Source organism: Paraglaciecola sp. 20A4 (assembly GCF_011378905.1).
Taxonomy (GTDB): domain Bacteria; phylum Pseudomonadota; class Gammaproteobacteria; order Enterobacterales; family Alteromonadaceae; genus Paraglaciecola.
Genome location: NZ_WTPY01000004.1, coordinates 271,548 through 294,266 on the forward strand (window position 1 = coordinate 271,548; position 22,719 = coordinate 294,266).

Annotated in this window: 14 protein-coding genes and 2 pseudogenes; 9 read left to right on the forward strand and 7 right to left on the reverse strand. The window is 41.7% G+C overall.

Going from position 1 to position 22,719, the window contains the following annotated elements:
* Positions 1–241: 241 nt before the first annotated feature.
* Positions 242–2,230: a nitrate- and nitrite sensing domain-containing protein gene (locus GQS54_RS07075; protein ID WP_166423303.1), complete on the reverse strand. Its 1,989-nt coding sequence runs from the start codon at positions 2,228–2,230 to the stop codon at positions 242–244.
* 594 nt (positions 2,231–2,824) lie between these two features.
* Between GQS54_RS07075 and GQS54_RS07080 the strand changes: the two genes are divergently transcribed.
* Positions 2,825–4,750, forward strand: coding sequence for an alkaline phosphatase D family protein (locus GQS54_RS07080; RefSeq protein WP_166423304.1), 1,926 nt, complete (start codon positions 2,825–2,827; stop codon positions 4,748–4,750).
* A gap of 1,076 nt (positions 4,751–5,826) precedes the next feature.
* Here the strand turns inward: GQS54_RS07080 and GQS54_RS07085 are convergent.
* Entirely contained in the window at positions 5,827–6,576 is a 750-nt protein-coding gene (locus tag GQS54_RS07085; protein ID WP_166423305.1) for a GntR family transcriptional regulator, read from the reverse strand.
* Between the two features lie 353 nt (positions 6,577–6,929).
* Here GQS54_RS07085 and GQS54_RS07090 point away from each other — a divergent pair, with 353 nt between their 5' ends.
* The 6 genes from GQS54_RS07090 to GQS54_RS07115 all read left to right on the forward strand — a co-directional run bounded on the left by GQS54_RS07090 (position 6,930) and on the right by GQS54_RS07115 (position 15,363).
* On the forward strand, positions 6,930–9,017 hold the full coding sequence (locus GQS54_RS07090; protein WP_166423306.1) for an alpha-xylosidase: 2,088 nt from the start codon (positions 6,930–6,932) through the stop codon (positions 9,015–9,017).
* 24 nt (positions 9,018–9,041) lie between these two features.
* A complete protein-coding gene (locus GQS54_RS07095) occupies positions 9,042–9,593 on the forward strand; it encodes a TRAP transporter small permease (protein WP_166423307.1) in 552 nt (183 codons plus the stop codon).
* Between the two features lies 1 nt (position 9,594).
* On the forward strand, positions 9,595–10,881 hold the full coding sequence (locus tag GQS54_RS07100) for a TRAP transporter large permease (protein WP_166423308.1): 1,287 nt from the start codon (positions 9,595–9,597) through the stop codon (positions 10,879–10,881).
* A gap of 1 nt (position 10,882) precedes the next feature.
* A complete protein-coding gene (gene dctP, locus GQS54_RS07105; protein ID WP_166423309.1) occupies positions 10,883–11,923 on the forward strand; it encodes a TRAP transporter substrate-binding protein DctP in 1,041 nt (346 codons plus the stop codon).
* A gap of 397 nt (positions 11,924–12,320) precedes the next feature.
* Positions 12,321–14,717 carry a TonB-dependent receptor gene (locus GQS54_RS07110; RefSeq protein WP_166423310.1) on the forward strand — a complete coding sequence of 799 codons (2,397 nt, stop codon included), beginning with the start codon at positions 12,321–12,323 and terminating at the stop codon, positions 14,715–14,717.
* Between the two features lie 304 nt (positions 14,718–15,021).
* The gene (locus tag GQS54_RS07115) at positions 15,022–15,363 is read left to right on the forward strand and encodes a hypothetical protein (RefSeq protein ID WP_166423311.1); all 342 of its coding nucleotides are present in this window, start codon (positions 15,022–15,024) and stop codon (positions 15,361–15,363) included.
* A gap of 82 nt (positions 15,364–15,445) precedes the next feature.
* On the opposite strand, the gene GQS54_RS07120 is transcribed toward GQS54_RS07115, so the two are convergent.
* The 3 genes and pseudogenes from GQS54_RS07120 to GQS54_RS07130 form a co-directional block, all read right to left on the reverse strand.
* Complete coding sequence (locus GQS54_RS07120; RefSeq protein WP_166423312.1) at positions 15,446–16,072, reverse strand: cation diffusion facilitator family transporter; 627 nt, start codon at positions 16,070–16,072, stop codon at positions 15,446–15,448.
* Positions 16,073–16,386: 314 nt separating this feature from the next.
* Positions 16,387–17,955: an EAL domain-containing protein gene (locus tag GQS54_RS07125; RefSeq protein ID WP_166423313.1), complete on the reverse strand. Its 1,569-nt coding sequence runs from the start codon at positions 17,953–17,955 to the stop codon at positions 16,387–16,389.
* Positions 17,956–18,244: 289 nt separating this feature from the next.
* Positions 18,245–19,096: pseudogene (locus GQS54_RS07130) on the reverse strand (FAD-linked oxidase C-terminal domain-containing protein); the annotation flags it as partial.
* Between the two features lie 40 nt (positions 19,097–19,136).
* On the opposite strand from GQS54_RS07130, the pseudogene GQS54_RS07135 reads away from it, so the two are divergent.
* Positions 19,137–19,776, forward strand: a pseudogene (locus tag GQS54_RS07135) (transposase); the annotation flags it as partial.
* A gap of 275 nt (positions 19,777–20,051) precedes the next feature.
* Positions 20,052–21,980, forward strand: a complete 1,929-nt coding sequence (locus tag GQS54_RS07140) for a diguanylate cyclase (RefSeq protein WP_166423314.1) — start codon at positions 20,052–20,054, stop codon at positions 21,978–21,980.
* Here GQS54_RS07140 and GQS54_RS07145 read toward each other — a convergent pair.
* The gene (locus tag GQS54_RS07145) at positions 21,974–22,369 is read right to left on the reverse strand and encodes a hypothetical protein (protein WP_205967656.1); all 396 of its coding nucleotides are present in this window, start codon (positions 22,367–22,369) and stop codon (positions 21,974–21,976) included. The two genes, GQS54_RS07140 and GQS54_RS07145, sit on opposite strands and share 7 nt — an antisense overlap.
* Positions 22,360–22,719: cation transporter (locus GQS54_RS07150; protein ID WP_166423315.1), on the reverse strand; the 360-nt coding region annotated here is incomplete at its 5' end. The genes GQS54_RS07145 and GQS54_RS07150, both read right to left, overlap by 10 nt.

A 22,719-nucleotide genomic window follows, 5' to 3' on the forward strand; every position in this document is an offset into this window, starting at 1 on the left:
AATATTTATAGAGCATATCAATAAACGGATGACAAAAAACAAAGTGCTTTGAGAGCGCTTATATTTAGGTAGAATTAAAAAAACTTAACAATTCAGCCCTTATAATTTACTAGCGACTAATCAAAGATCTAGCGTAGTAATAGGTAGGTTGAGCATGTTCTATATATGAACATGCAATATTTGAATATTTTGTTCTACTGGAGAGCCGCACTATTAAACTGTGTAGTGTATCCCTCAGAAATTAGACAATAAAGCGGCTGACTTCTTCATCTAGCAATTTGGCTACCGTGTCTAGAGTACTGGCGCTCTTTTTTAATAACACAGCATTTTCGTTGGTGCTTAGGTAGGTTTGTTGAATATTAATAATATTTCTATTAACTTCATCTACCGTCGCTGACTGCTCCTCAGTCGCCGCTGCATTTTGTAAATTCATATCACTGAGCAACGCTGACTGACTGGTGATGTTTTCTAGTTGGGTAAGTACACCTTTAAATCCTACAACGGTTTGGTTGGTTGATTCTTGACTATTTAACATGGCTTGAACGGCTTGCTTACTGCGGCTTTGCAACTGCTCAATCATGCTTTTAATACGCGCTGTCGACTCGGCTGTCTTTTTCGCTAATGAACGCACTTCATCAGCGACAACGGCAAAACCTCGGCCCTGCTCTCCAGCGCGAGCGGCCTCAATCGCTGCATTTAACGCTAATAAATTAGTTTGATCTGCTACACCGTTTATCACATCTAAAATACTACCAATTTCATCACTGTCGTCGGCTACCAATTGAATGATACTCTTAGAATGATCAATCTCACTAGAGAGTTTTGTTACCTTTTCACTCGCTTCATTGACGAGCATTTCTCCATTATTGGCAGCATCACTCGCTTGCCTTGACTTATCGGCAGTCCCCGCGCAGTTGGCTGCAACTTCTTGCACAGCAGCTTCCATTTCATTAATGGCAACCGCCACCTGTTCAGTCTGACTTAAACCTGAACGAACCTCTTCATCTACGGTGTTCGTGATATTCAATATTTCAGATACGATCTGAGCAAGCGCATGACTAGCATTACGTACATTGCTAGTGAGTGAAGCAACATGTATCACCATTTTATTAAAGTCGACGGCTAAAATGCCCAATTCGTCCTTGCTGAATTGCTTTGCTCTGGCGGTAAGCTTCGACTCTTGCTGCACTTCCATCATCGCTTTTGAAAGAGAACTGATTTGCTTTCTAAGTTGGCGTATCGATACAAAACTCAAACTCAAACTAATGATTAATGTCAGCGCCGATAACGCGATAAGCCACAACAAGTTTCTCTTCGCTTGAGCCTCAGCGTTGTCGATAGAGGTAAGAAGTTCATCGGCTAATAAATTTTCAAACTCCTTTAATTTATTGATCCGTCCCGTTGCGACCTTAAACCAGTGTGTTGCCTCAATCCTAAAGTCATCTAATTGCTGCAAAGCAACACCGCGTAAACGTTCAACTTCTTCAACATCTTGCCCAGCAACTATCTCTTCAAGAGACGCGGCTTGATTTTCAGAAGCGAAATCCAAAAACACGTTCATATAGGTGGTTTGTTCCGATATCAGGGTAATGAATTTGATGTAATCTCCGTCCGCAAATTGTCCAGCAGAAAACGTATTGCTTAGCACTGCGCGTTCGATACCTGCGCGCTCTTTACTTTGCAAGAAATTCAAATAAGCAGAGGTCTGGTTACTGATGCTCGGTTCATCAATAGTGGTAGAGATAACGCTGCTAATACTCAATAATAAGGCGTTGGTTGTGGTGTAATAACCAATGGCTTCACCTACGGGAACAACCTGCTGGCTAATTCGTTGACGCATATTATTGAGCTTTTCAAAGCGCTGAGTTAATGATGTTAGAAGCGTAGAAAGACGTTGATCGTAACGATCACGTTCAAGCTGTTCAATAAACAATTGATACTGGTTTAGCTGCAAATCAGTTTCTTTACGCTGAGTGTTTAACGCGGTCGAAAATTGTAGCCCTTTTGAACCGATATAACCTGCTGAAAATCCGCGCTCTTTTTGTAATTGATGAACTAATTGACTGGCTGTTGTCGCCAAAATACCTAGTTGTTGTGCCTTGTGCATGACACTGAGCGCCTGATAGTTTCTAAGCACACTGTTCAAAATAAAGACTAAAGCGATGATTAATGGCGTTAATGCTAACAAAAGAAGTTTATATCTAATCGATAAATCTTTAAAAAAATTCATTTAAATCCTTTCAGTCCACTCAAAACAAAAAATTATATTATTAAAAACGACAATCCGACGTATTAAACGTTAAACAAATAAATCATCAAACCATGCACGCCCAAACATGCTAAAAACAGCACCAACACCGCACAACATCGTTTAATATTGAAAAACGAAAGCCGCTTAGATAAATAATGACTCAAACCTTGGCTAAAAGTGATGATGAATAAAATTAACCTACAAACCAAATAGTTAATTAACGGTTCAAATATAGTCGATATAAAAAATATACACGACTGAAGTAATGTAAAAGACATATATCAGCACGCTTATCGTAATTAATCGAGCATAATCATTGGTTTTCAGGTCTACCAAGCCTGCTTTATTTATATATCGGCTGACTTTCTATATATCGGCTGACTTTCTATATATCGGCTGACTTTATAAATAATGAATGCCCTTTTATACAAAGCTAAAGTCATTAACCTGCTCACCCAAAGCAGCAAAGTCATATCGTTAGGCTAAACCCCATGACCTGCTAGATTAACCTAAAGGAAAATTGTTAGAATAAATCCTCATTAGCATACCCACACTCTTGATTAGGAAGACAGTTTGCAACAACCAGATGTAAAGGTACTGGCTGGTCCTATTTTAAAAAAGTTGACGGTCAATCAAGTCACCTTATGGTTAGTCACTACTGCGCCCGTTGACATATCTCTCACCTTGACACCCGATGGGCAAGTAGCGCAGACGTACAATCTTAGCCAGAACAAACGTGACAGCGAAGTTGTGAGTAATCCTGAGCACAGGTGTATCAAGTCAGGCGAACACCTTTATATTCATTTGATGCACTTACGTCTTGCCACCCCTCTGCCAGCGGATTGTTGGATTGGCTATCAATTAAGCTTTATTTGCGAGAATAGTACCTCGATTTTACTGACCGATTTACTCACTGATATTTGCTATCCAAAGCGGTCAACACCCGGCTTTGTAATTCATTCACGCTTACGAAAAATTCTGCATGGGTCGTGCCGAAAACCTCACCATGAAAGCCCAGATGGGTTAGTAATTGCTGACGAACTACTGGCAGAAATAGCGGATGACGTAATGCAATGGCCAAGTTTATTAATGATGTCAGGCGATCAAATTTACGCAGATGATGTAGCCGCCCCAATGCTGACAGCCATTCACAGTATTATTCCTGCATTAGGTATCGGCAACGAGACATTTACTCAATCAAATGTGCCTGACAGCCACGCGCTACACAACGCGCAAGCCTTATATAATCATCGGATTCAAATATTACCTAGCGATGCAAGTAGCCAGACATTGCGTATACCATTGTTCAAATCCGCTGAAAAGCCAGTTTTTACCACCGTGCATGCTAATAATCATCTAGTCTCGTTTGCAGAAATGGTCACCATGTACTTGCTTTGCTGGTCACCCGAGTGCTGGGGCATGGCAAGTACGATTATGCCGCAAACAATCGATGAGCAAAACGCGGGGAATTACCAAGCAGAATTAGTCATAATTGAACAATTTGTCAGCGGTTTACATCGCACTAGGCGCGTAATGGCGCATCTGCCGTGTCCCATGATGTTTGATGATCATGATGTTACCGATGACTGGAATCTAACCGCTGGTTGGGAACAAACAGCCTATGGCAATGCATTTTCAAGACGCATTATAGGCAATGCTTTAATGGCTTATCTATTGTGTCAAGGTTGGGGGAATGCCCCTGAAAAATTCAGTGATGAGTTACTCGATAATATCCAACTAAGCCTGAATGATTTGGGCGCCGCAAAACACAATCTGACTATCGATCAGTTAATAGATTTCGAGCAGTGGCATTACCACTGGCCTACTTCCCCTAAGTTATTGGTACTTGATACGCGTACTCAACGTTGGTGGTCGGAGTCTAAACTAAACAAACCGTCAGGCTTGATGGACTGGGAATCACTAACCGAATTACAACAAACTCTTATCAACGAACCCGCCGTGGTATTGGTTTCCCCTGCGCCTATATTTGGAGTGAAACTTATTGAAGCCATACAAAGGGTGTTTACACGATTAGGGAAACCGTTGATGGTCGATGCAGAAAATTGGATGGCCCATCCAGGTAGTGCCAATTACTTATTAAATTTATTTACCCATCGGCAAACACCGCAAAACTTTGTGATTTTATCCGGTGATGTGCATTATTCGTACGCTTATCACGTGAAAATAAAACGTCGACGTAACAGCCCAGATATTTGGCAAATTACCAGTAGCGGCCTGCGCAATACTTTCCCCGAAAATTTGCTCAATTGGCTAGACCGATTAAACCGCTGGTTATACGCGCCCTACTCACCGTTAAATGCCTTAACCAAACGGCGTAACATGCGTGTTACACCGCTTAAGCCTTCACATGCCTCTGCCGGTGAGCGATTGGTTAACGGTTCGGGTATAGGTTTGGTTGAATTAGACGAAGTCGGTAAACCAGTACTTATCAGCCAAATACTCGCTGATGAGCAAATTAAATTCATCTTGGATGACTGAGTATTCAAGCAAAATTAGCGGAGCGAATGAACACCAATTGTACTCGCGGGCAAGTTCCTGTTCGATAAAATCAAGCCGATCTTGGCCAAGAAAAATTTGCTTAGTAATAAACGTGGTCGGTGCACCAACTCCCCCTATTTCGATTGTCACCCTCATGTTTTTTTTCAGCAGATTTTTGATTGTGTATTAATGCGTCAATCAGGACATTCAACACCTAATAAATGATCAACCGTCAAATCTATATATGCGCCAATATGCACTGATGAAGCGTTCCATATTAATGATATGGTTTTTATATTTGCTAGGGATTTGCCCACGAATACTGTGGAGTTAAATTAAATAAATTCCTTTTCTTTATATCGTTAAATGGAAGTGCTATTGCGCGAAGATATATAAACTGTAGGCCATGCTGTTAGTGGTATGCACCTAAAATCAGGGCAACTGATGCGTACCCAGAAATAAGTGAGCCTACGCGGCTTGACACCTAAAAAAGGATTTGGTCTAGGGCCACTGAGCGTATGATGAGCAACAGGCGTTTATTGGATATAACTAACGAAGCAAAACATGCCGATGGATATTAAATTCGTTGAGGTCCACCTACGCATAGAAGAAGTACGTATCTAAATAGCCGTTAAACGCAACCCGTTAGTCTATTGTATTGAAACGTCTGATATCTCTGAGAAAAATGGTATTCAAACTGTGTATATTGTCCCAAATTCTGATTTAAAGGCCCATTATCGCGATAATTCTTAAGAGGAATGACTACTATTTTAGCGGACGCGTTAGTCCGTAAAGACAACACTAGCGAAATGTACAGAATTTAGATCCTATTACGCTGGAGCAACCGAGCCACGGCAGAAATGACAAGATTCGAACCTATCAGACAAGATTCGAACCTATAATCTGGAGATAACCGTAAATTAATAATCTTAGGCAGGTGTCTACACAATATTTATGTGGTCCTATCTTAGTGTTTTATTAAAATGAAAGTCCTCTTCGCGTTAACAGAAATAGTACGAGAAACGCACACGTCATCTTAGTCGTGACCTAAGTAGATAAGCGCACCTCATACGTGCTTAATTTAATTCTACCAAGTAATGATATTTATCACTGCGACAACGACTCACACGATATTCCATCGGTTTGTCGTTTAGTGACTGAGCGATGCGTGTGACTTCAAGCAACGGCTCACCAAGTTTTATATCCAAGGTGTCTGCGTCATTTTGCGTGGCGAGATCCGCTTTGATACTGTCACGAATGGTATGCACAGTCAGGTTAAAGTTGGTTTGATAAAAATGGTACAGGGTATGAGGCACTTCTTTTTCATCCAGTAATGCCTTAAACCATTTATGTGGTAAATATATGGTTTCAGCAATACAAAATTCATTATCCAAAATGCGCCTTCTGCTTAGTACAATCACCTTCTCTTTAGGTTTAAGCAATAATGCAGATGCAACTTTTTTACTTGCCGTTTGAGTTGATATAGCCAATAACTCAGCTTTGGGTAACTCTGGATTTTTACCGTCTGCTATCAAAGGGTAAAATCTATAAAGACCATGATGACCAGTATGCTCTGAAACAAACGTACCGATACCTTGACGTCGGGTCAGAATTTTAGCACTGGTTAGGCTGTTCAATGCCTTGCGCACGGTACCTTGGCTTACGCCAAATTCGCTGGCAAGCTGGAACTCGTTAGGCAGCATCTCACCTGGTTTCCAGCGCTGCTCTACAATAAGCTGAGTGACTTGTTCTTCAACCTGTTTATATAACGGCTGAAAAGCCAAGCCTGGGCGGCTGAGTTTGTTGTCGAAGCGATTTTCATTCATATACGGCAAATTTCTCAAAGCAAAATATAAGAGTAATATTAACTAAGTATCTTATACAAGATAATACCGATTTGTTAACATTAATGTTTATTTTCGATAAATTTTATTGTCATACCTTGGCACTATTTTTAGTCTTAATTGACAAATTTTTAAGCAACTTATCAATAACTTAAAATTCCTGCAACGTGTCTCCGCCGAGTCACCTCTTCAACTTAAACGCAACAATGATTGACAAGAAATTAACACTACTATAACTTATATCTTATATAAGATTGCATTATTTAAATACATCAGGCCAAGCTACCTATCGTGTTTAGCCTTAGTCGTATCATTATCACCAGTGAGAAAAGTTCATGTCTGAATTAACGTCTACATTTGATGTTACCGCCCCAAATTGGAACCAAATAAAACAAGCCGAAATCACTGGGGAGGCCAGTTTATCAAGTGATGGTAGTATCTTGTTGCCTACCTCACAGGGTAATTTACATATTGCTTTTCATGCCTTTGGCGTACGCCTGCGTATCGGTGCAAGCGGTCAACCTGATTATGGTTTATTGGTTACAACACCCGATATCATCAGCGCAGAAATCATTAACGGCGATCAACAAACAACCCTTATCGCAGGCGATAGCAAGTTAGTCATTGGACACTTCCCTTTCACGTTTGAGCTTATTCAAGACAATAAAACGGTACAACAAACGGCCAACGATGGTCACTTTGTCCGCCGTTACCGCTTACCGCCATTAGCAAAAGTGGATAAAGGTTGGTTGATTAGCCTAGAGCTAGCCACCGAAGAAGCCGTATACGGTTTGGGCGAAAAGTGGGGGAATCTGAATAAACGAGGTCAACTCGTGCGTTCGTATAACCACGATGCTCTTGGCGTTAATGCTGAAATTTCGTATAAAAATACACCTTTTTGCTGGAGTCCGAATGGCTGGGGTATATTTGTGCATACTCCTTCGCCAGTTACCCATGCAATCGGTTACGCCACCTGGTCACAACGCGCTTATGGTGTATTGGTAGAAGATGAAACCTTAGACATCTTCATCATGCACGGTGACGACGGTAACGCCATAATCAACACCTACACTGATTTAACGGGCAAAGCTCCCACGCCCCCAGTATGGAGTTTGGGGGTTATTTTATCCAAAGCGTATTACAAAGATGTACCAGAATTGTTAGCCACAGCGAAAGACGTACGCGATCACAAAATGCCATGCGATGTAATCACCCTTGATGGCCGTGCTTGGCAAGATACAGATACGCGTTTCGCGTTCGAATGGGATCCCAAACGTTGGGACGATCCTGCGGCTGTAATCAATCAACTCAAAGCCGATAACTTCAAAGTCTGTATTTGGGAATACCCGTTAGTATCGGTACAGCACCCCCTATTTGCCGAAATGGCCAAAAAAGGCTGGCTGTTGAAAGACAAGCGCACCGGTAAGGCGTATCAATATAAATGGGATATGAGTGCATTTGCCGAAGTCTTAACCCCGTTACCAGAATCCGGTATTGTCGATTTCACTCACCCAGATGCTTATGCCTTTTGGTTAGAGTCGCACAAGCCGCTATTTGATTTAGGCATAGACATGATCAAAGCTGACTTTGGTGAGCAATTGGAAGACGACAACATGTTGGCATACAACGGTGACTCAGGTAACCGTTTGCACAATGTATACAGCTTTTTGTACAACAAATGCGTGTACGAAGCGGCTGAGAAGTATTCCAAAAATGGTCCCTTCTTATTTAGTCGTTCAGCTTGGACTGGTTCCCAGAGATTTCCCAGTCAATGGGGCGGTGATCCACAGGCAGATTGGGGCGGCTTAGGTGCTAGCATACGTGGCGCCTTATCTTGGGGTATGTCAGGTGCACCTTTTTTTGCCACCGATGTCGGCGGGTTCTACAAAGATACCCGAGACCAAGAACTCTTTATTCGTTGGTCACAAGCCGCAGTTTTCAGTGCTCACATGCGTCTACACGGCATTGGCCAACGTGAACCTTGGAGTTATGGCGTTGAAGCTGAAGAAGCGGTAAATCAAGCATTAGTGCTGCGTTATCGTTTACTTCCTTATATTTACAGCGCCATGCAACAAGCGACTCAAACCGGTGTGCCTCTGATGCGAGCGATGGCATTGGCCTTTCCAAAAGATCGCTTAGCCGCCGCCTTTGAACTGCAATTTATGTTCGGTGACGATATGTTGGTGGTGCCGAGCTTAAAACCTGGCGGCTCAGTAGAGTTTTACTTGCCTGAAGGTGAGTGGCAGCGCTTTCCAAGTGAGCAAACCTACCAAGGTGGGAAAACCTATAGCTTAACCTTAGGGTTGCAAGAAATGGCCGTGTTCGTACCTAAAGGTAAACGTATCCCCTTAGGTCCCGATGTTGAACACACCAATGCATTAACGGATCAACAACCACAAATAAGCCATTACTGGCCCAAATAACGCCACACAGCCGGAGAACATCTCATGCAAAATGCTGTCAGTCGCGGATTATTGGCATTCAATCGTCCGCTCGGCAAGGTCAATTACGCGGTCAGCTCACTGGGTAAGAATGTTGCAGGTGCATTACTGGCTGCCATGTTACTTATGATATTAGCCCAAGTATTCTATCGTTACGTATTAAATGATTCATTGGCCTGGACCGAAGAACTCGCCAAGTACCTTATGGTTTGGGTTGCGTGTTTGGTCGCGCCGTGGGCCTATCGCGAAAATCTAAATGTATCGATTGAGATGTTCGCTGATGCTTTACCGGATGGATTGCGCCGCACGACTGAAGTCATTATTACCATATTGGTTATTATGATCAGCGCCATATTTTTTAAAGAGAGCGTTGCTTTTTGGCAAGGGGGAATGGAAATATATGCTTCCTCAATCCCCATCAAATTGGCTTATTTTTATGCGTGCGCACCTTTAATGTTTGCTGCGTTATTTATGGTCGCTATTGAGAACCTGATCAAACAACTTTTTGCTCGACACTATCTCACCGAGCAAACCATTCCCCCCATGGAAGTCGAATAATATGTCTATCAGTTATTTTTGGGTGTTCATTCTGTTGCTAACCGCTGGAACGCCTGTGGTGTTCGCACTGTTAATTGGCCCGGGTGTAAGCTTGATGCTTGATGGCAACCAAGTATTTTTCTCAGCCTTGTTAACGCGCTTATATTCGGGGATGAATTCATTCCCTCTTATGGCCGTTCCTTTTTTCATATTGGCTGGAGAGCTAATGAATCAAGGCGGTATCACCCAGTCTATTGTACGCTTTAGCCAAACCTTGATTGGTCACTATCGTGGTGGCTTAGCCCAAGTAAATATATTGTCATCAGTACTTTTTGCTGGTCTGTCAGGCTCTGCAGTAGCTGACACCTCAGCTCTGGGTAAAATGCTGATCCCCGCCATGGAAGAAAATGGCTATAGCCGACGTTTCGCCGCGGCGGTTACTGCTGCCTCATCCGTTATTGGGCCAATTATCCCACCATCTGGGATCATGATTTTGTATGCGTTTATCATGAACGTATCCGTTGCAGGTATGTTTTTAGCCGGTATCACCCCAGGGTTGCTGATTTGCGCTGGTTTAATGATTGTGACTAGCCGTATCGCCAAAAAGCGTAACTACCCTGTGGCCAACCAAAAAGCCACTTGGTATGAACGTGGCAGTGCTCTTAAAACGTCGTTTTTGCCTTTGTTAACACCGGTTATTTTATTAGGTGGCATTGTGCTGGGCGTGTTTACCCCAACTGAAGCGGCAGCAGCTGCAGCCGGTTATGCACTCATTATTACCTTGTTTGTTACTAACACCCTTAAACTGGATAAATTACCGCATATATTGGTGAATGCAGCAGTGCAATCTGGAACCATTTTATTGCTCGTTGGCTCGGCCGTTACGTTCGCGTGGATCATAACCGTATCAGGAATGGCTGATACGTTAGCCGAACAAATCGTCGGTATTACTGACAATGTTTTATTACTGTTGCTTATCATCAACTTGTTCTTATTCGCCATCGGTATGTTTTTAGATGCCGGGCCCGCAATCTTAATACTCGGCCCCGTTTTTGCGCCTATTTTTATCTCTTTAGGTATCGATCCTTTGCATTTTGCAGTAATCATGTGCGTTAACTTGACCGTGGGTTTGGCAACCCCGCCTATGGGATTGGTGTTATTTGTTGCCGCGTCAGTATCTGGCGAAAAAACTGAAAACATTGCTTATGAGATGTTGCCCTTCTTGGCAGTAGAAGTTCTGGTAATTTTCATTATTACCTATTTCCCAGCGGTCACTATGACCTTACCTCGCCTTTTTGGGTTTGCTTGATATGAATACGAAACGCCTCGTTTTACTCACCGTTTATGCCCTTATTGCTGTTGCCAGCCTTGTTGGGATTGTTAACTCAAATTCTGATCGCGCCGAATTTATTATCAAGGCGGCGATCCAAGCCTCGACTCAAGATGAAGACTACGTGGGATTATTAGCCTTTAAAGAATACGTAGAAAAAGCCAGCGAAGGTCGAGTACAAGTTCAGCTCTATTCGTCGGGACAGTTTTGTGGTGGTGTACCTGAGTGCATAGGGAACTTGCAAAAAGGCGTGCTGGAGATGTTTCCTACTACCGCAGGCGGCACAGGTAACTTTTTCGCCCCTGCACAAGTGCTCGACTTGCCTTATGTATTTGATAACGATGCTCAAGCACAATGCGTATTAGCAGGGCCTATTCTAGATAAGATGCGTACCACTGTTTTAGAACAAAATCTGCAAATTCGCTTAATGGGCGTTACCAACACTGGCGGTTGGCGTAACTTCGCGACCACCAGCAAACCGATACATCATCCTGGTGATTTAGTCGGTCAAAAAATTCGCACTACGCCAGCTAAAATACAACAAGAATTAGTCCGCCAACTTGGTGCTAACCCAACGCCTGTGTCGTGGGCTGAGTTATATACCGCGCTAGCAACAGGTGTGGTCGAAGGCAGTAAGAACGGTATACAAGATATTATCGGTGCCAAATTAGAAGAGCATTTAAAATACATCGTGCTAGATGGCCACTCGTATATGGCGGCTTTGTGGTGGTTTTCAGAGCCCGTTTGGCAATCTTTACCTAAGGAGATACAAGACATTATTGACAAAGGTTTTGAGCATCAGCAAAAAGCGGCTAACGATCTCGTATTCAATCAAGAAGCAAACTCCTACAAACTATTTGAAAAAGCCGGTGGTACGGTTTATCGCCCGACTTTAGCCGAAAAACAAGCATTCAAAGACGCGTCGGGGAATATGCGTCAATGGTTTGAAGACAACTACGGCAGTGATTGGCTTCAGTTATTAACAGCCTCAGTTGCGCAATGTGATGCGAACGTACCCTAAGCCTGTTATCAAATTGTATCAATTATAATTATACCCACTATAACTAAGGGCTAACTTTATGAGTTAGCCCTACCCTACATGGCCTTTAATTCGGGCGTTGCGTGGCTTATTACATTTTTAAGCACGTATATCTTCATATTAAACAGTTTTAACAAAAAGATTGCAATTAGTTAACTTTATAGTTAAATTTTGTCTATCTTTTGTCTTATATAAGACATCTAATGTATGACACAAGATGCCCTATAAGTCATCGCAATGACAGTTTCGCTCATCGAGAGAAATTACCTATAAACGAAGAATGGTAAGCCGAGATCATAAACGCACAATTTATTCATCGTCTGGACACACGGTGAATGAAAGCTGGACTTACCCCTAAACAGAGATCGTGGAGAACACCATGTTACTAAAACCTAGCACACTACATTCAGGCATAACACGCGCACTCGCTATTGGTACGTGTATGACAATCGGCTTTGCTGCCAGCGCACAAGAAGCAGCGCCAGTTGAAGATAAAGGCCTAATGGAGAAAATTACCGTTACGTCGCAAAAACGCGTAGAAAACCTCAACGAAGTTCCCGTTGCCGTATCGGTGTTACGTGAAGATCAAATTAACGCTGCATTCTCTGCGAACATCGAAGGCCTACAAGCATTGGTACCTTCTGTTAGCTTCCGTAAAGGTAACACCAACCGTAACTCCGCAATTACCGTACGTGGTATCGGAACTATTTCATTCAGTGTGGCCGCAGAGCCAAGCGTATCGACCGTAGTCGATGGCGTAGTGTTAGGTCGCTCAGGGCAAGCATTCGTTGATTTATACGACTTAGAACGTATCGAGGTATTACGTGGCCCTCAGGGTACGTTGTTTGGTAAAAACGCCTCTGCCGGTGTGGTAAACATTACCACCAAACGCCCTTCTGATGAGTTTGGCGGTGCCGCCGAAGTCACTTTGTTTCAGGGTAACGAATACCGCTTAAAAACCAGTGTTACTGGTGCCCTAAACGATAATGTAAACGGTAGCTTAACCGTATTGAAATCTCAGTACGACGGCTACATCGACAATGTCTATAACAATGAAACGACTAACGGATACGACAAAGAAGGTATTCGCGGTATGTTAGACATTGATGCCGGCAACGATACCGACATTCTATTTATTTTTGAAAATGTAAAGTCTAACGACAACTGTTGTGCCGATTTAGAACTGGCACCGAGCAACCGTTATCTTTCCTCTGATGCCGCACCAAATAGTACAGGCAACGGCGATCTAGATTTAGACCAACGTAAAATCGACCATGATTTTGAAACCCGCACCATAGATGAAACCACAGGTTTCTCAGTGCAAGTAGACAAAATGATCGGCGATCACGAATTTACCTCAATTACAGCCCACCGTAGCTGGGACAACACCGAATTCCGCGAAGGTGATTTCACATCTACTACGGGCTCTATTCCATTACCTGTTGACTTTGGCAGTGTGCCTGACGGCGGCGTAGGATTTCAACTGCACGACACCGGTGTACAAAACTGGAAACAAACCTCTCAAGAGTTTCGTATAGCGTCTCCTGTTGGCGGTGATTTTGATTACCAATTAGGTGCATTCTGGTGGACGCAAAAATCAGAGCGTAACTTTACCCGTGATGCAAGTTGTCAAAACAACGGTGGTCAATTCCCTGCGGCAATTGGCTCATACTTAACAGAAAGCCTTGGTATAGCAGACCCATCTGAAGCACAAGTTAATCAGTTTATTGCCGATGAAAACTTAAGCTGTAATGCTAACGATATCGTTGGCGCGACTGCCTTTATGCGCACACAGTTCGATAACTGGGCATTGTTTGCTGACGGTAAATACCACATTAATGACGACTTACGTTTACTCTTCGGTATTCGCTACACTGACGATGAGGTGAGCTACTCACATGACCGTCGCAGTAACGACGAATACAAGCGCACAGGTGTTGGTGTACGTAGCTTTGAGACCAATTATCAAGGTGAAACAGATGAAACCAATGTTTCAGGTAAAATTGGTGCACAGTACGACTTAACGGATAGCAGCATGGCGTATTTCACTTTCTCGCAAGGTTACAAAGGCCCAGCGTTTAACGTGTTCTACAACATGGCTGATGCTGATGCACTCCCCATCGATAAAGAAACATCAGATGCGTACGAGTTAGGCTATAAATACGCGAGCAATGACTTAATATTTAATGCCGCAATATTCAGAACTAACATCGATGGTTTCCAAGCGAATAACTCAGAGTTACTTGATGGCGTAACAATCACCCGCTTAACTAACGCGGGCTCGGTCACTACGCAAGGAATTGAGTTTGACGTTATGTGGCAGGCAACCGATAACTTCACCTTAACCGGCGGTTTATCAAGAGTTGATGCTGAAGTCGATGAGTTTAAATGCCCAGTGACTGATGCAAACTGTACAGGCCGCTCTGGTGCAGACTTACCTTTCTCACCTGATCTTAAATACTCAGTGACAGGCGAGTACCTATGGGAGCTGGATAACATGAACGTTATCTTAAATAGCTCTTATGTATACACTGACGAGATGTATGCAGGCGCGCCGGGCGGCACAGCGACAGCAGTCGATTTGTTACCAGACTACGGCATTTTAAACGCAAGCTTAGCGTTTTCGTTTGAGGATGATGCCTACCGCATTAGCTTAATCGGTAAGAACTTAACCGATAAGACCTTTGTAACCACTTACAGTGGCGATAACTTCCGTTATCAAATACCACGCGATGCTGACCGTTACTTCGGCGTGCAATTACGGGCTAAATTTTAAGCGTTTAGAGAGTTATGATGTATTTAGGGTGCCGTTCAGGCGCCCTTTTTTATGCCTGTGTAGATATTTCTTACATTTATTATGCACAAATTTAAAACAACGCTTTAATTCCATTGGCTGCTAGGGTAAGTTTATTCATAATCAGCTTTTACGTATTCTACATACGAGTCATTAGCCGATTAAATTCAAAGTAGTTAGCTTTAAACTGTGTTTTCCTCGCGGTTTATTCCGTGAGTGCTGAAACACCTAAATTGATATGGCGCTGCCATATTGTTACTTTTTATTGATGATCTATTAGTAAATTATGAAATTTCATATTCAAAAGCATTTAGAGTCGTTCCTAGTAAAAGAACGTGTACCTACGGAATACAGAAAGTTAGCCTTGAGTTGTGAATCACATCTTGAAGACACCTGCACCTTGATTACCTTTCCTCACGATCGTAAAAACGTAGTGAAAAGCAGCTTAGTGCACAAAGCATTGACTAAGCTAGGGGAATTGTCTGATCAAAGTTTAGTGGTGATTGGAGGCTGTTTTACGGCTGAATCTGTTGAGTTGTTGAACGAAGCTGATGCGGTGATATTATCGCTCTCGGAAGGGCACTGGACCGATGCCAGCAAAGGCCACTCTCACGCACATTACGATTAATGGGCTAGGCTATTTGCACTGAGAACGAATAAAAGCGACTACCTACTAGTCGCTTTTTTGTTGATTTGGGTCACTTATTTAATTAACCACAACAAGAAGGCTTGGGTTTATTTTCGCCCTTAAGTATCGCCCTAGACTCTTGAACAATCTTCACTGATGATTGCACGATCACCAAGGCGATAATCGTACCAATGATTAAATCTGGGATCGCTGAATCTAGCCAAACAACCAAGCCCGCTGATATAATCACACCCACATTAGCTATCATATCGTTTCGTGAGCAAATCCAACTGGCACGCATGTTAATATCGCCAGTGCGATAACGAGACAACAAAATAAAGCAGAATAGATTCACTGCCAATGCAAGCAACGAAATCCATAACATAATGCCCGTTTGCGGTTCACTGCCTCCCACCAGTCGCATTATCACATCGACCAATATCAAACCGGCCAGTACCAACTGTAAACTACCATTAAATAATGCCGCCTTAGCTTTATACTGAATGGCCTTTCCGACGGCGTATAAACCCACCATATACACCATGGCATCGGCAAGCATATCTAACGAATCGGCCATTAGTCCGCTTGAGTCCCCTAACCAACCAGCAATAAATTCCACAAAAAACATGCCACCATTAAGACCCAGTACCGTCCATAATAACGTACGCTGTTCTTTATCTTGAGCGTTCACACCACAACATTCACTCATATTACTCTCATTGAATTACGGGTTATTAGGCGTAGAATAAACCTTCCAGTAACCGGAAGGTCAATATCGCATGCTCAGTAAATGAATAATAATAATATTGTATCCAGTATTAATCGAAGTTAGTTAAAACTGGACGCACTTATTTATACCTTGGTTATTTTTAAATTAGCGCTGTATTCAAGCACTTTAAAGCGCCTGTGGTAAAAAAGATTTCTTTGTCGGGAAATGTCATAGATATTTGATTATTTTTGGCAGTACCAACAATTCAATAATTACCTGTCGATTGTGGTGAGAGTTAAAATCATGTTTTACTTTTAATTTAAATTATTACCGAAGGCGTTACCGCTAAACTTGAAACTACTATTATTTATTACATAATTTTTAAATTTACTAAAGGGTAAGGCTTTACTGTAATACCAACCCTGGCCGTACCTAATGTTCATTTTTAATAATTCTGTGACTTGTAGTTGGTTTTCTATTCCCTCCGCAATAATGTTAGCTTCTAACTTATCTGCTATTGCCACAATATTGGGGATTAGCGTCGAACGAATAGAACCTGTTTCTACTTCATCGACAAAAGATTTATCTATTTTCAAGGTGTCTATGTCTAATAACTTTAGTTGAGACAAATTAGAGTAACCGGTTCCGAAGTCATCAATAGATATTTGAATGTGACTGTTAGAGAGAGTCTCAAGAGTATTGCCGACCTTGTCAAAAAGTAATTCTTCATCTTCAGTGATTTCAAAGGCAATTTTTAGATTGGGAGGTATATTTTTCAACCGTTCCAATCCTTTTAAAATATCTCGATTATTTATGTCTTTGGGAAAAATGTTAATCGATAAATAAAATGGCACATCTTGGCTTTGTATGTGTTTAAAGTCTTGTAACGCAGTTAAAATAAGATGTTCGGTCAGTTGCCAAGTAAGGTTTAATTTACTAACAATAGGTATAAATTGGTCGGGGTAAAGTGGCCCCACTTTATCCTTAAAGCGGGTGAGTAACTCACAACCAATTACTTTGTTAGTTTCTAGGTCAATTATCGCTTGGTAATAAGGCGTAAAACGCTTGGCTTTTATACCTGATATAATTCTTCGATTAATACCAAACATATAATGAAATATCAGGTCATAAATATATAAAGCACTAATACCTGACAATAAAGCGAATAGAAAAACAAAAAGTATAAATAAAGAACTATCAAACTCTGAAAAATTATTGTGTTTCATGGCTATGCAAAACACACTGCCAGTGCGACAAAACTCTAAAGAATGGCTGAATAAGGTAGTCTTAAAATGTTTTTTGTCATCCGTGGCTAGATTTTGAAATACGCCACTATCGCCATATAAATGTAACCAACTACCATTTATTTTGGCACCTATTTCATAATTTTTGAAGACAGAGTACTCACCTAATAGTCCTTGAAACGTTAGTATTATGTTGTAACTACCTTTCTTAATAACAATCCCTTTAATAGATTTATCAAAGGTTTCTAACACATGAGCGAACCAAAATTTGAAGCCATCAAATTCAAAACTTTCCGGTGAATCTATAATTGGGTTGGGTAATTTTCCAGTGCCAGTAGTGCAAAATAATTGTCCTTGTTGATAGAAACCAATATCTCTAATGTCATTAGATTTAAATTGCGCTTTGCGCATTTGTAGGAGGTTTTCGTCGGAGCATTGAGTGAAGCCTTTTGAACTTAAACCATTAATTATGTTAAATCCGTTAGAAACGCCACTTTGTAAATCGTGAAATATTTTTTCACTTTGTTCAGACAACTGGTTTTGCAAAATGTGGGAATAGGAAAAAAAAAATAAAATCAGACCTATACAAATGCCAAAGATAAAGGTTGTAATTCTGTGTGATAAATAAAGTTTTTGCATCAAAAAATACCCTCGCTTAGCTAGGAATACTTTGGAATTGCCAACAGTATAAAGTGTGATATTTTAATACACTAGCACTGGGATAAAATATATTGTTTACATTAGCATCTTTTTTTAACGTCCAAACTGATATCTTGGCATTTCAGGAGGGTGCTGATTTTAAATCACTACCACAATTAATATAAATCAGGTGCTAGAGATAAACCAATTATTGTGACCGATGCAGGTTTTAAAACTCCCCAGTCTAGATAGTAATTGGCTTTAGGAGGCTTTCTAAGTAGATTCTGGCAAAGTATTGCGGAGAGTATTCACTACGATAACCTTTCCCGTGTTCGCCCCAAACTAGGCCGTCATAATTAGCCACCAGCTCGACTACTTTATCTGATATTTGCGGGATCAACTTTTCTTGTTCTGGATCGCACATATCTAACGCTGGGCGCACATGTAATACACCCGCATCTACATGACCAAACATACCGTAGTGCAAGCCATATCCGTCTAATAAGGTACGAAATTCCATTATAAAATCGGCAAGATTTTCCGGAGGTACAGCCGTGTCTTCAACAAATGCTAAGGGTTTCTTGTCACCTTTGGTTTTACCTAACAAACTTACTGACTTTCTACGCCAGGCGTAAATTTTACCAATATCGGCTTTATCGTATGTCACCTGAAAACCAATCACGCCAAGGTCGCTAGCATTGTTTAAACTGGCAGATAAACTAGCAATTTTTTGTTCGATATCGGCTTCATCGTTACTATTGTACTCAACCATATTCAGGCCTAGTACTGTTTTGCCTTCAACTTCTGTTATTAGATCTTTGACCGAACGCCAAATAATATCTTGCTTGGCTAGATTCAATACATTGCTATCGACGGTTTCAACCGAAGTTGCATTGGCGGCCACCATACTCGGTGCATGCCTTAATGCTGATTCAAACGAATCGTATTTTACGTTAACTAATGCTTTATAGGTGGCAATGGGCGTAATGTTTAATTTGGCTTCAGCCACAAACACTAACGAGCCTTCAGAGCCGGTGATCACCCGACTAATATCAAGTTCAGACAAGTCATCGTTTAATGTATGTTCTAAGTCGTAACCGGTTAAAAATCGGTTCAGGCGTGGGAACTTTTCTATTATTTTCCCTGCCCATGACAATAACGAGTATGGGCAATTAGCCAATGTATCGGGTTTTTCTCTGCATGCGGGGGTGTTTGCTAATATTCACGTGACAGAAAAACTAGAACGCCTGTGCCGCTACATTAGTCGCCCCGCAATAAGCGAGCAGCGCTTAAGCATGACAAAAAACGGACAAGTTAGATATGAGCTAAAAACCCCTTATCGTGATGGCACTACACACGTCTTATTCTCTCCCATCGACTTCATCGGCAAACTCGCCGCGCTGGTACCACACCCGAGACTGCATCTCACTCGATTTTACGGCGTTTTTGCGCCTAACAGTAACCTTAGGGCGGTAGTAACCGTGTCACAAAGAGGAAAGAACAGTCCCAACTTACCCTCAAAGAAATGAACGAGTCCGACAAGCCCTACCAGGCAAAAAGTATGAGTTGGGCGCAACGACCGGTAACCGGCCAGTCAAACGGGTATTCAACATTGACATCACTGAATGTGAAAGAGGTGAAAAACACAATGTGAGAATTGTCGCCTGTATCACCGTGCCCATGGTTATCCAAAAAATATTGTCACACTTAGATAAACAGGCATCAATTTCACTCATACCACAGCCGCACCACTTAATACCGCCGCAGCATGGCCCACCGGTGGCCGGCCCAGCACATCATACTTTCAACTGGAGCGCATAGCGTAGCCATAAAGTTAAGCCTTGTCTTTTTCAGTACATAAACACGCGCAAAATAGTGGTGGCTAGGCTGTGCCATTAAGACCGATTTTGCGGCAAGGCTAGCCACACCTGCCCATTTCATTCAATTAAGTCACTCACTTTTCTTTTTTCATCCTCCACACGCTATTTGAATAGCCTGTTTTGCTTCATAATTGCAGCCCAAGTTCAGCCTGGAACTCGTTGATTAGATCAGGGTTAGCGTTTATTCTTACTATACTCAGAGCAAAGGATGACATCTTGCCAACAAGCAGTAAATCGCATATTCAAGCAATGGACATAACCAAATCAATACCTCGTGCTTCGGCTGTGTTATTGGTATGTGTTTTATTAGCTGTCGTATTTAATATCGCTACCCTGATGACTGAAGTACTAAGCGATAAATCGGTACCTCAAGCGATACAAGGTAAGATTGATTTAACAACTATTGAATTATCAGAAATCGGCTCTGTGCCTCTTAGTGGTAATTGGGAATTTTACTGGCAAAAATTGCTGACTCCTTCGCAAATCGACAACAGCAAAAATGAGCCCACATATATTGATGTTCCCCATGCTTGGGTTAGATCAACATTAGATGGTCAACCTTTGCCAACACACGGTGTGGCCACCTACCATGTTAATATTTTTACCGATAAAAAATATGCTAATTTATCCCTGAAAGTGCCCACCATTGGCACAGCTTATAAATTGTATATTGATGATAATTTAGTGTCTGAAGGTGGAAAAGTAGGCTTAACACAAAAAACCTCTGAACCTGGGTACAACCCTGAAATTATTTTATTCGAACCTAAATCAGATAAATTCTCAATTACAATTCAGGTATCAAATCACGATTATTATTGGGGCGGAACTTGGACCACCGTTCGTTTAGGTGTTAGCCACAACATTCATCAAGAACAATACCGGCAAATATTACGTTCCTCATTTTTGCTAGCGGTTTTTCTGACGGTTGCGATATTTAATTTGATTCAATTTACTCTGCGAACAACCGATCCTTTACCCATTCTGATCGCATTAACCTGCATACTATTAGGATTAAGAGAAATTGAATCTAGTCAAATTCTGTATTTTACTGGAATAGCGCACTGGTCTTTTGCTACCAATGCTAGAATTAATTTCCTGTCTTTTTACGCTGCAAGTCCTCTTGTCATCGCCTATTTCCACATAACCTTTTGGCAAGAGTACAACAAAAAACTGATGGCAGTTATTTATGCACTCTGCACTATTGCTTCGCTGTGCGTGGTATTCACGCCTCCGGAGATATTCAGTCAAACCATATCACTATTCCAAGTCTTGATAATATTGGTTATGCCCTATGTTCTCTGGGGATTAATTAAGGCAGTAAAAAACAAGCGCTATAGTGCACGCATACTCACTATGGGAACAATGTTTCTATTCGCCTTCATTTTCAACGATATCCTTTTTAGTTTGGATATGATTGATACAACCATCATGATTAGTTTTGGCCTAGTGACCTTTATACTTTGTCAAAATTACCTCACCTATACACGTTTTATTAATGCAAGTAAGCAGAACAAGTATCTATCAATAATCCTCGAAGAAAGAAATAATGAATTACAAAACTTCAGTCAATCACTGGAAGAAAAAGTCAAGAAACGCACCGATGAATTAGCCAATGCAAATGAAAAACTGGGTGAGTTAGCCCATAAAGATATGCTGACGGGACTCCCGAACCGCCGCGGCATGATGGTTTTTATTGAAGAATCTATTATTCATCATCGTCAAAGTGATACACCTTTTTGTTTATTAATACTTGATTTTGATAAGTTTAAGAAACTCAACGATACGCTCGGACATGAAGAGGGCGATAGAGTCTTATCTGAAGGATCCACCCTAATGCGTCAAGTGTTACGTGACCAAGATGAAGTGGCTCGCTGGGGTGGAGAAGAGTTTCTAATATTACTGCCAAGCACCCCATTAACAGGCGCCGTAATTATCGCCAACAAATTAAAAAACAGCCTTAAGGAAACCCTCACCAAAAGCATTGGCATACCAGTTTCAGTTACCATTGGCGTAGCAGAATTTGAAAAAGCAGACACTTTAGGCTCATGCTTCAAACGAGCCGACAAAGCACTCTATTTAGGTAAAAAGAACGGCCGCGACAAAGTGGTTTTGGCAGAACCAGGGGAAACTCAGCAGGATCAGTGATCTTCTACTATAAATGACGGTATCTTATACTTACCGATCCGATCATTATTCTCATACTTAAAACTCGCCTCAGTGAAATAGACGATCCCATCACTAGAAATATCCAAGGCATCCGTAAACTTAAAAGGCATACCATTAACTGAAGTAGCTAAAACGGTAATCTTACCTTGAGGGTTAATCGACAATAAACCTTTATACGCATCAGCAACAATCAAGTTCTGGTTTTTATCAAACTGCATGCCTAAAGGTCGCCCATGGGTTTCGGCAAAAGCAGTTAACTTGTCATCAGGGGTTAAGACCATAATCTTGCCATCTTGAGTGCCTCCATACACTCGCCCTTGATTGTCCACAGCCACCTCTTCAGGGCTATTGATCTTTCCTAAGGCCAACAATTCGGCCTGCTGTAAAAGCGTATTATCTGCCAACACACCATTAAGCGACTTAGGAGCCGATGGTGAATAAGCACATTAGCTATCATATCGTTTCGTGAGCAAATCCAACTGGCACGCATGTTAATATCGCCAGTGCAATAAGGAGACAACAAAATAAAGCAGAATAGATTCACTGCCAATGCAAGCAACGAAATCCATAGCATAATGCCTGTTTGCGGTTCACTGCCCCCCACAATACGCATGACCACGTCGATCAATATCAATCCAGCAAGTACCAACTGTAAACTACCATTAAATAATGCCGCCTTTGCCTTGTATTGAATAGCTTTACCTACCGCATATAACCC

Bases quoted from the DNA above. Each gene is read 5' to 3' on its own strand.
- GQS54_RS07075 (WP_166423303.1), bottom strand. From the start codon at position 2,230: ATGAATTTTTTTAAAGATTTATCGATTAGATATAAACTTCTTTTGTTA.
- GQS54_RS07085 (WP_166423305.1), bottom strand. From the start codon at position 6,576: ATGAATGAAAATCGCTTCGACAACAAACTCAGCCGCCCAGGCTTGGCT.
- GQS54_RS07090 (WP_166423306.1), top strand. From the start codon at position 6,930: ATGTCTGAATTAACGTCTACATTTGATGTTACCGCCCCAAATTGGAAC.
- GQS54_RS07095 (WP_166423307.1), top strand. From the start codon at position 9,042: ATGCAAAATGCTGTCAGTCGCGGATTATTGGCATTCAATCGTCCGCTC.
- GQS54_RS07100 (WP_166423308.1), top strand. From the start codon at position 9,595: ATGTCTATCAGTTATTTTTGGGTGTTCATTCTGTTGCTAACCGCTGGA.
- dctP (WP_166423309.1), top strand. From the start codon at position 10,883: ATGAATACGAAACGCCTCGTTTTACTCACCGTTTATGCCCTTATTGCT.
- GQS54_RS07110 (WP_166423310.1), top strand. From the start codon at position 12,321: ATGTTACTAAAACCTAGCACACTACATTCAGGCATAACACGCGCACTC.
- GQS54_RS07115 (WP_166423311.1), top strand. From the start codon at position 15,022: ATGAAATTTCATATTCAAAAGCATTTAGAGTCGTTCCTAGTAAAAGAA.
- GQS54_RS07120 (WP_166423312.1), bottom strand. From the start codon at position 16,072: ATGAGTGAATGTTGTGGTGTGAACGCTCAAGATAAAGAACAGCGTACG.
- GQS54_RS07125 (WP_166423313.1), bottom strand. From the start codon at position 17,955: ATGCAAAAACTTTATTTATCACACAGAATTACAACCTTTATCTTTGGC.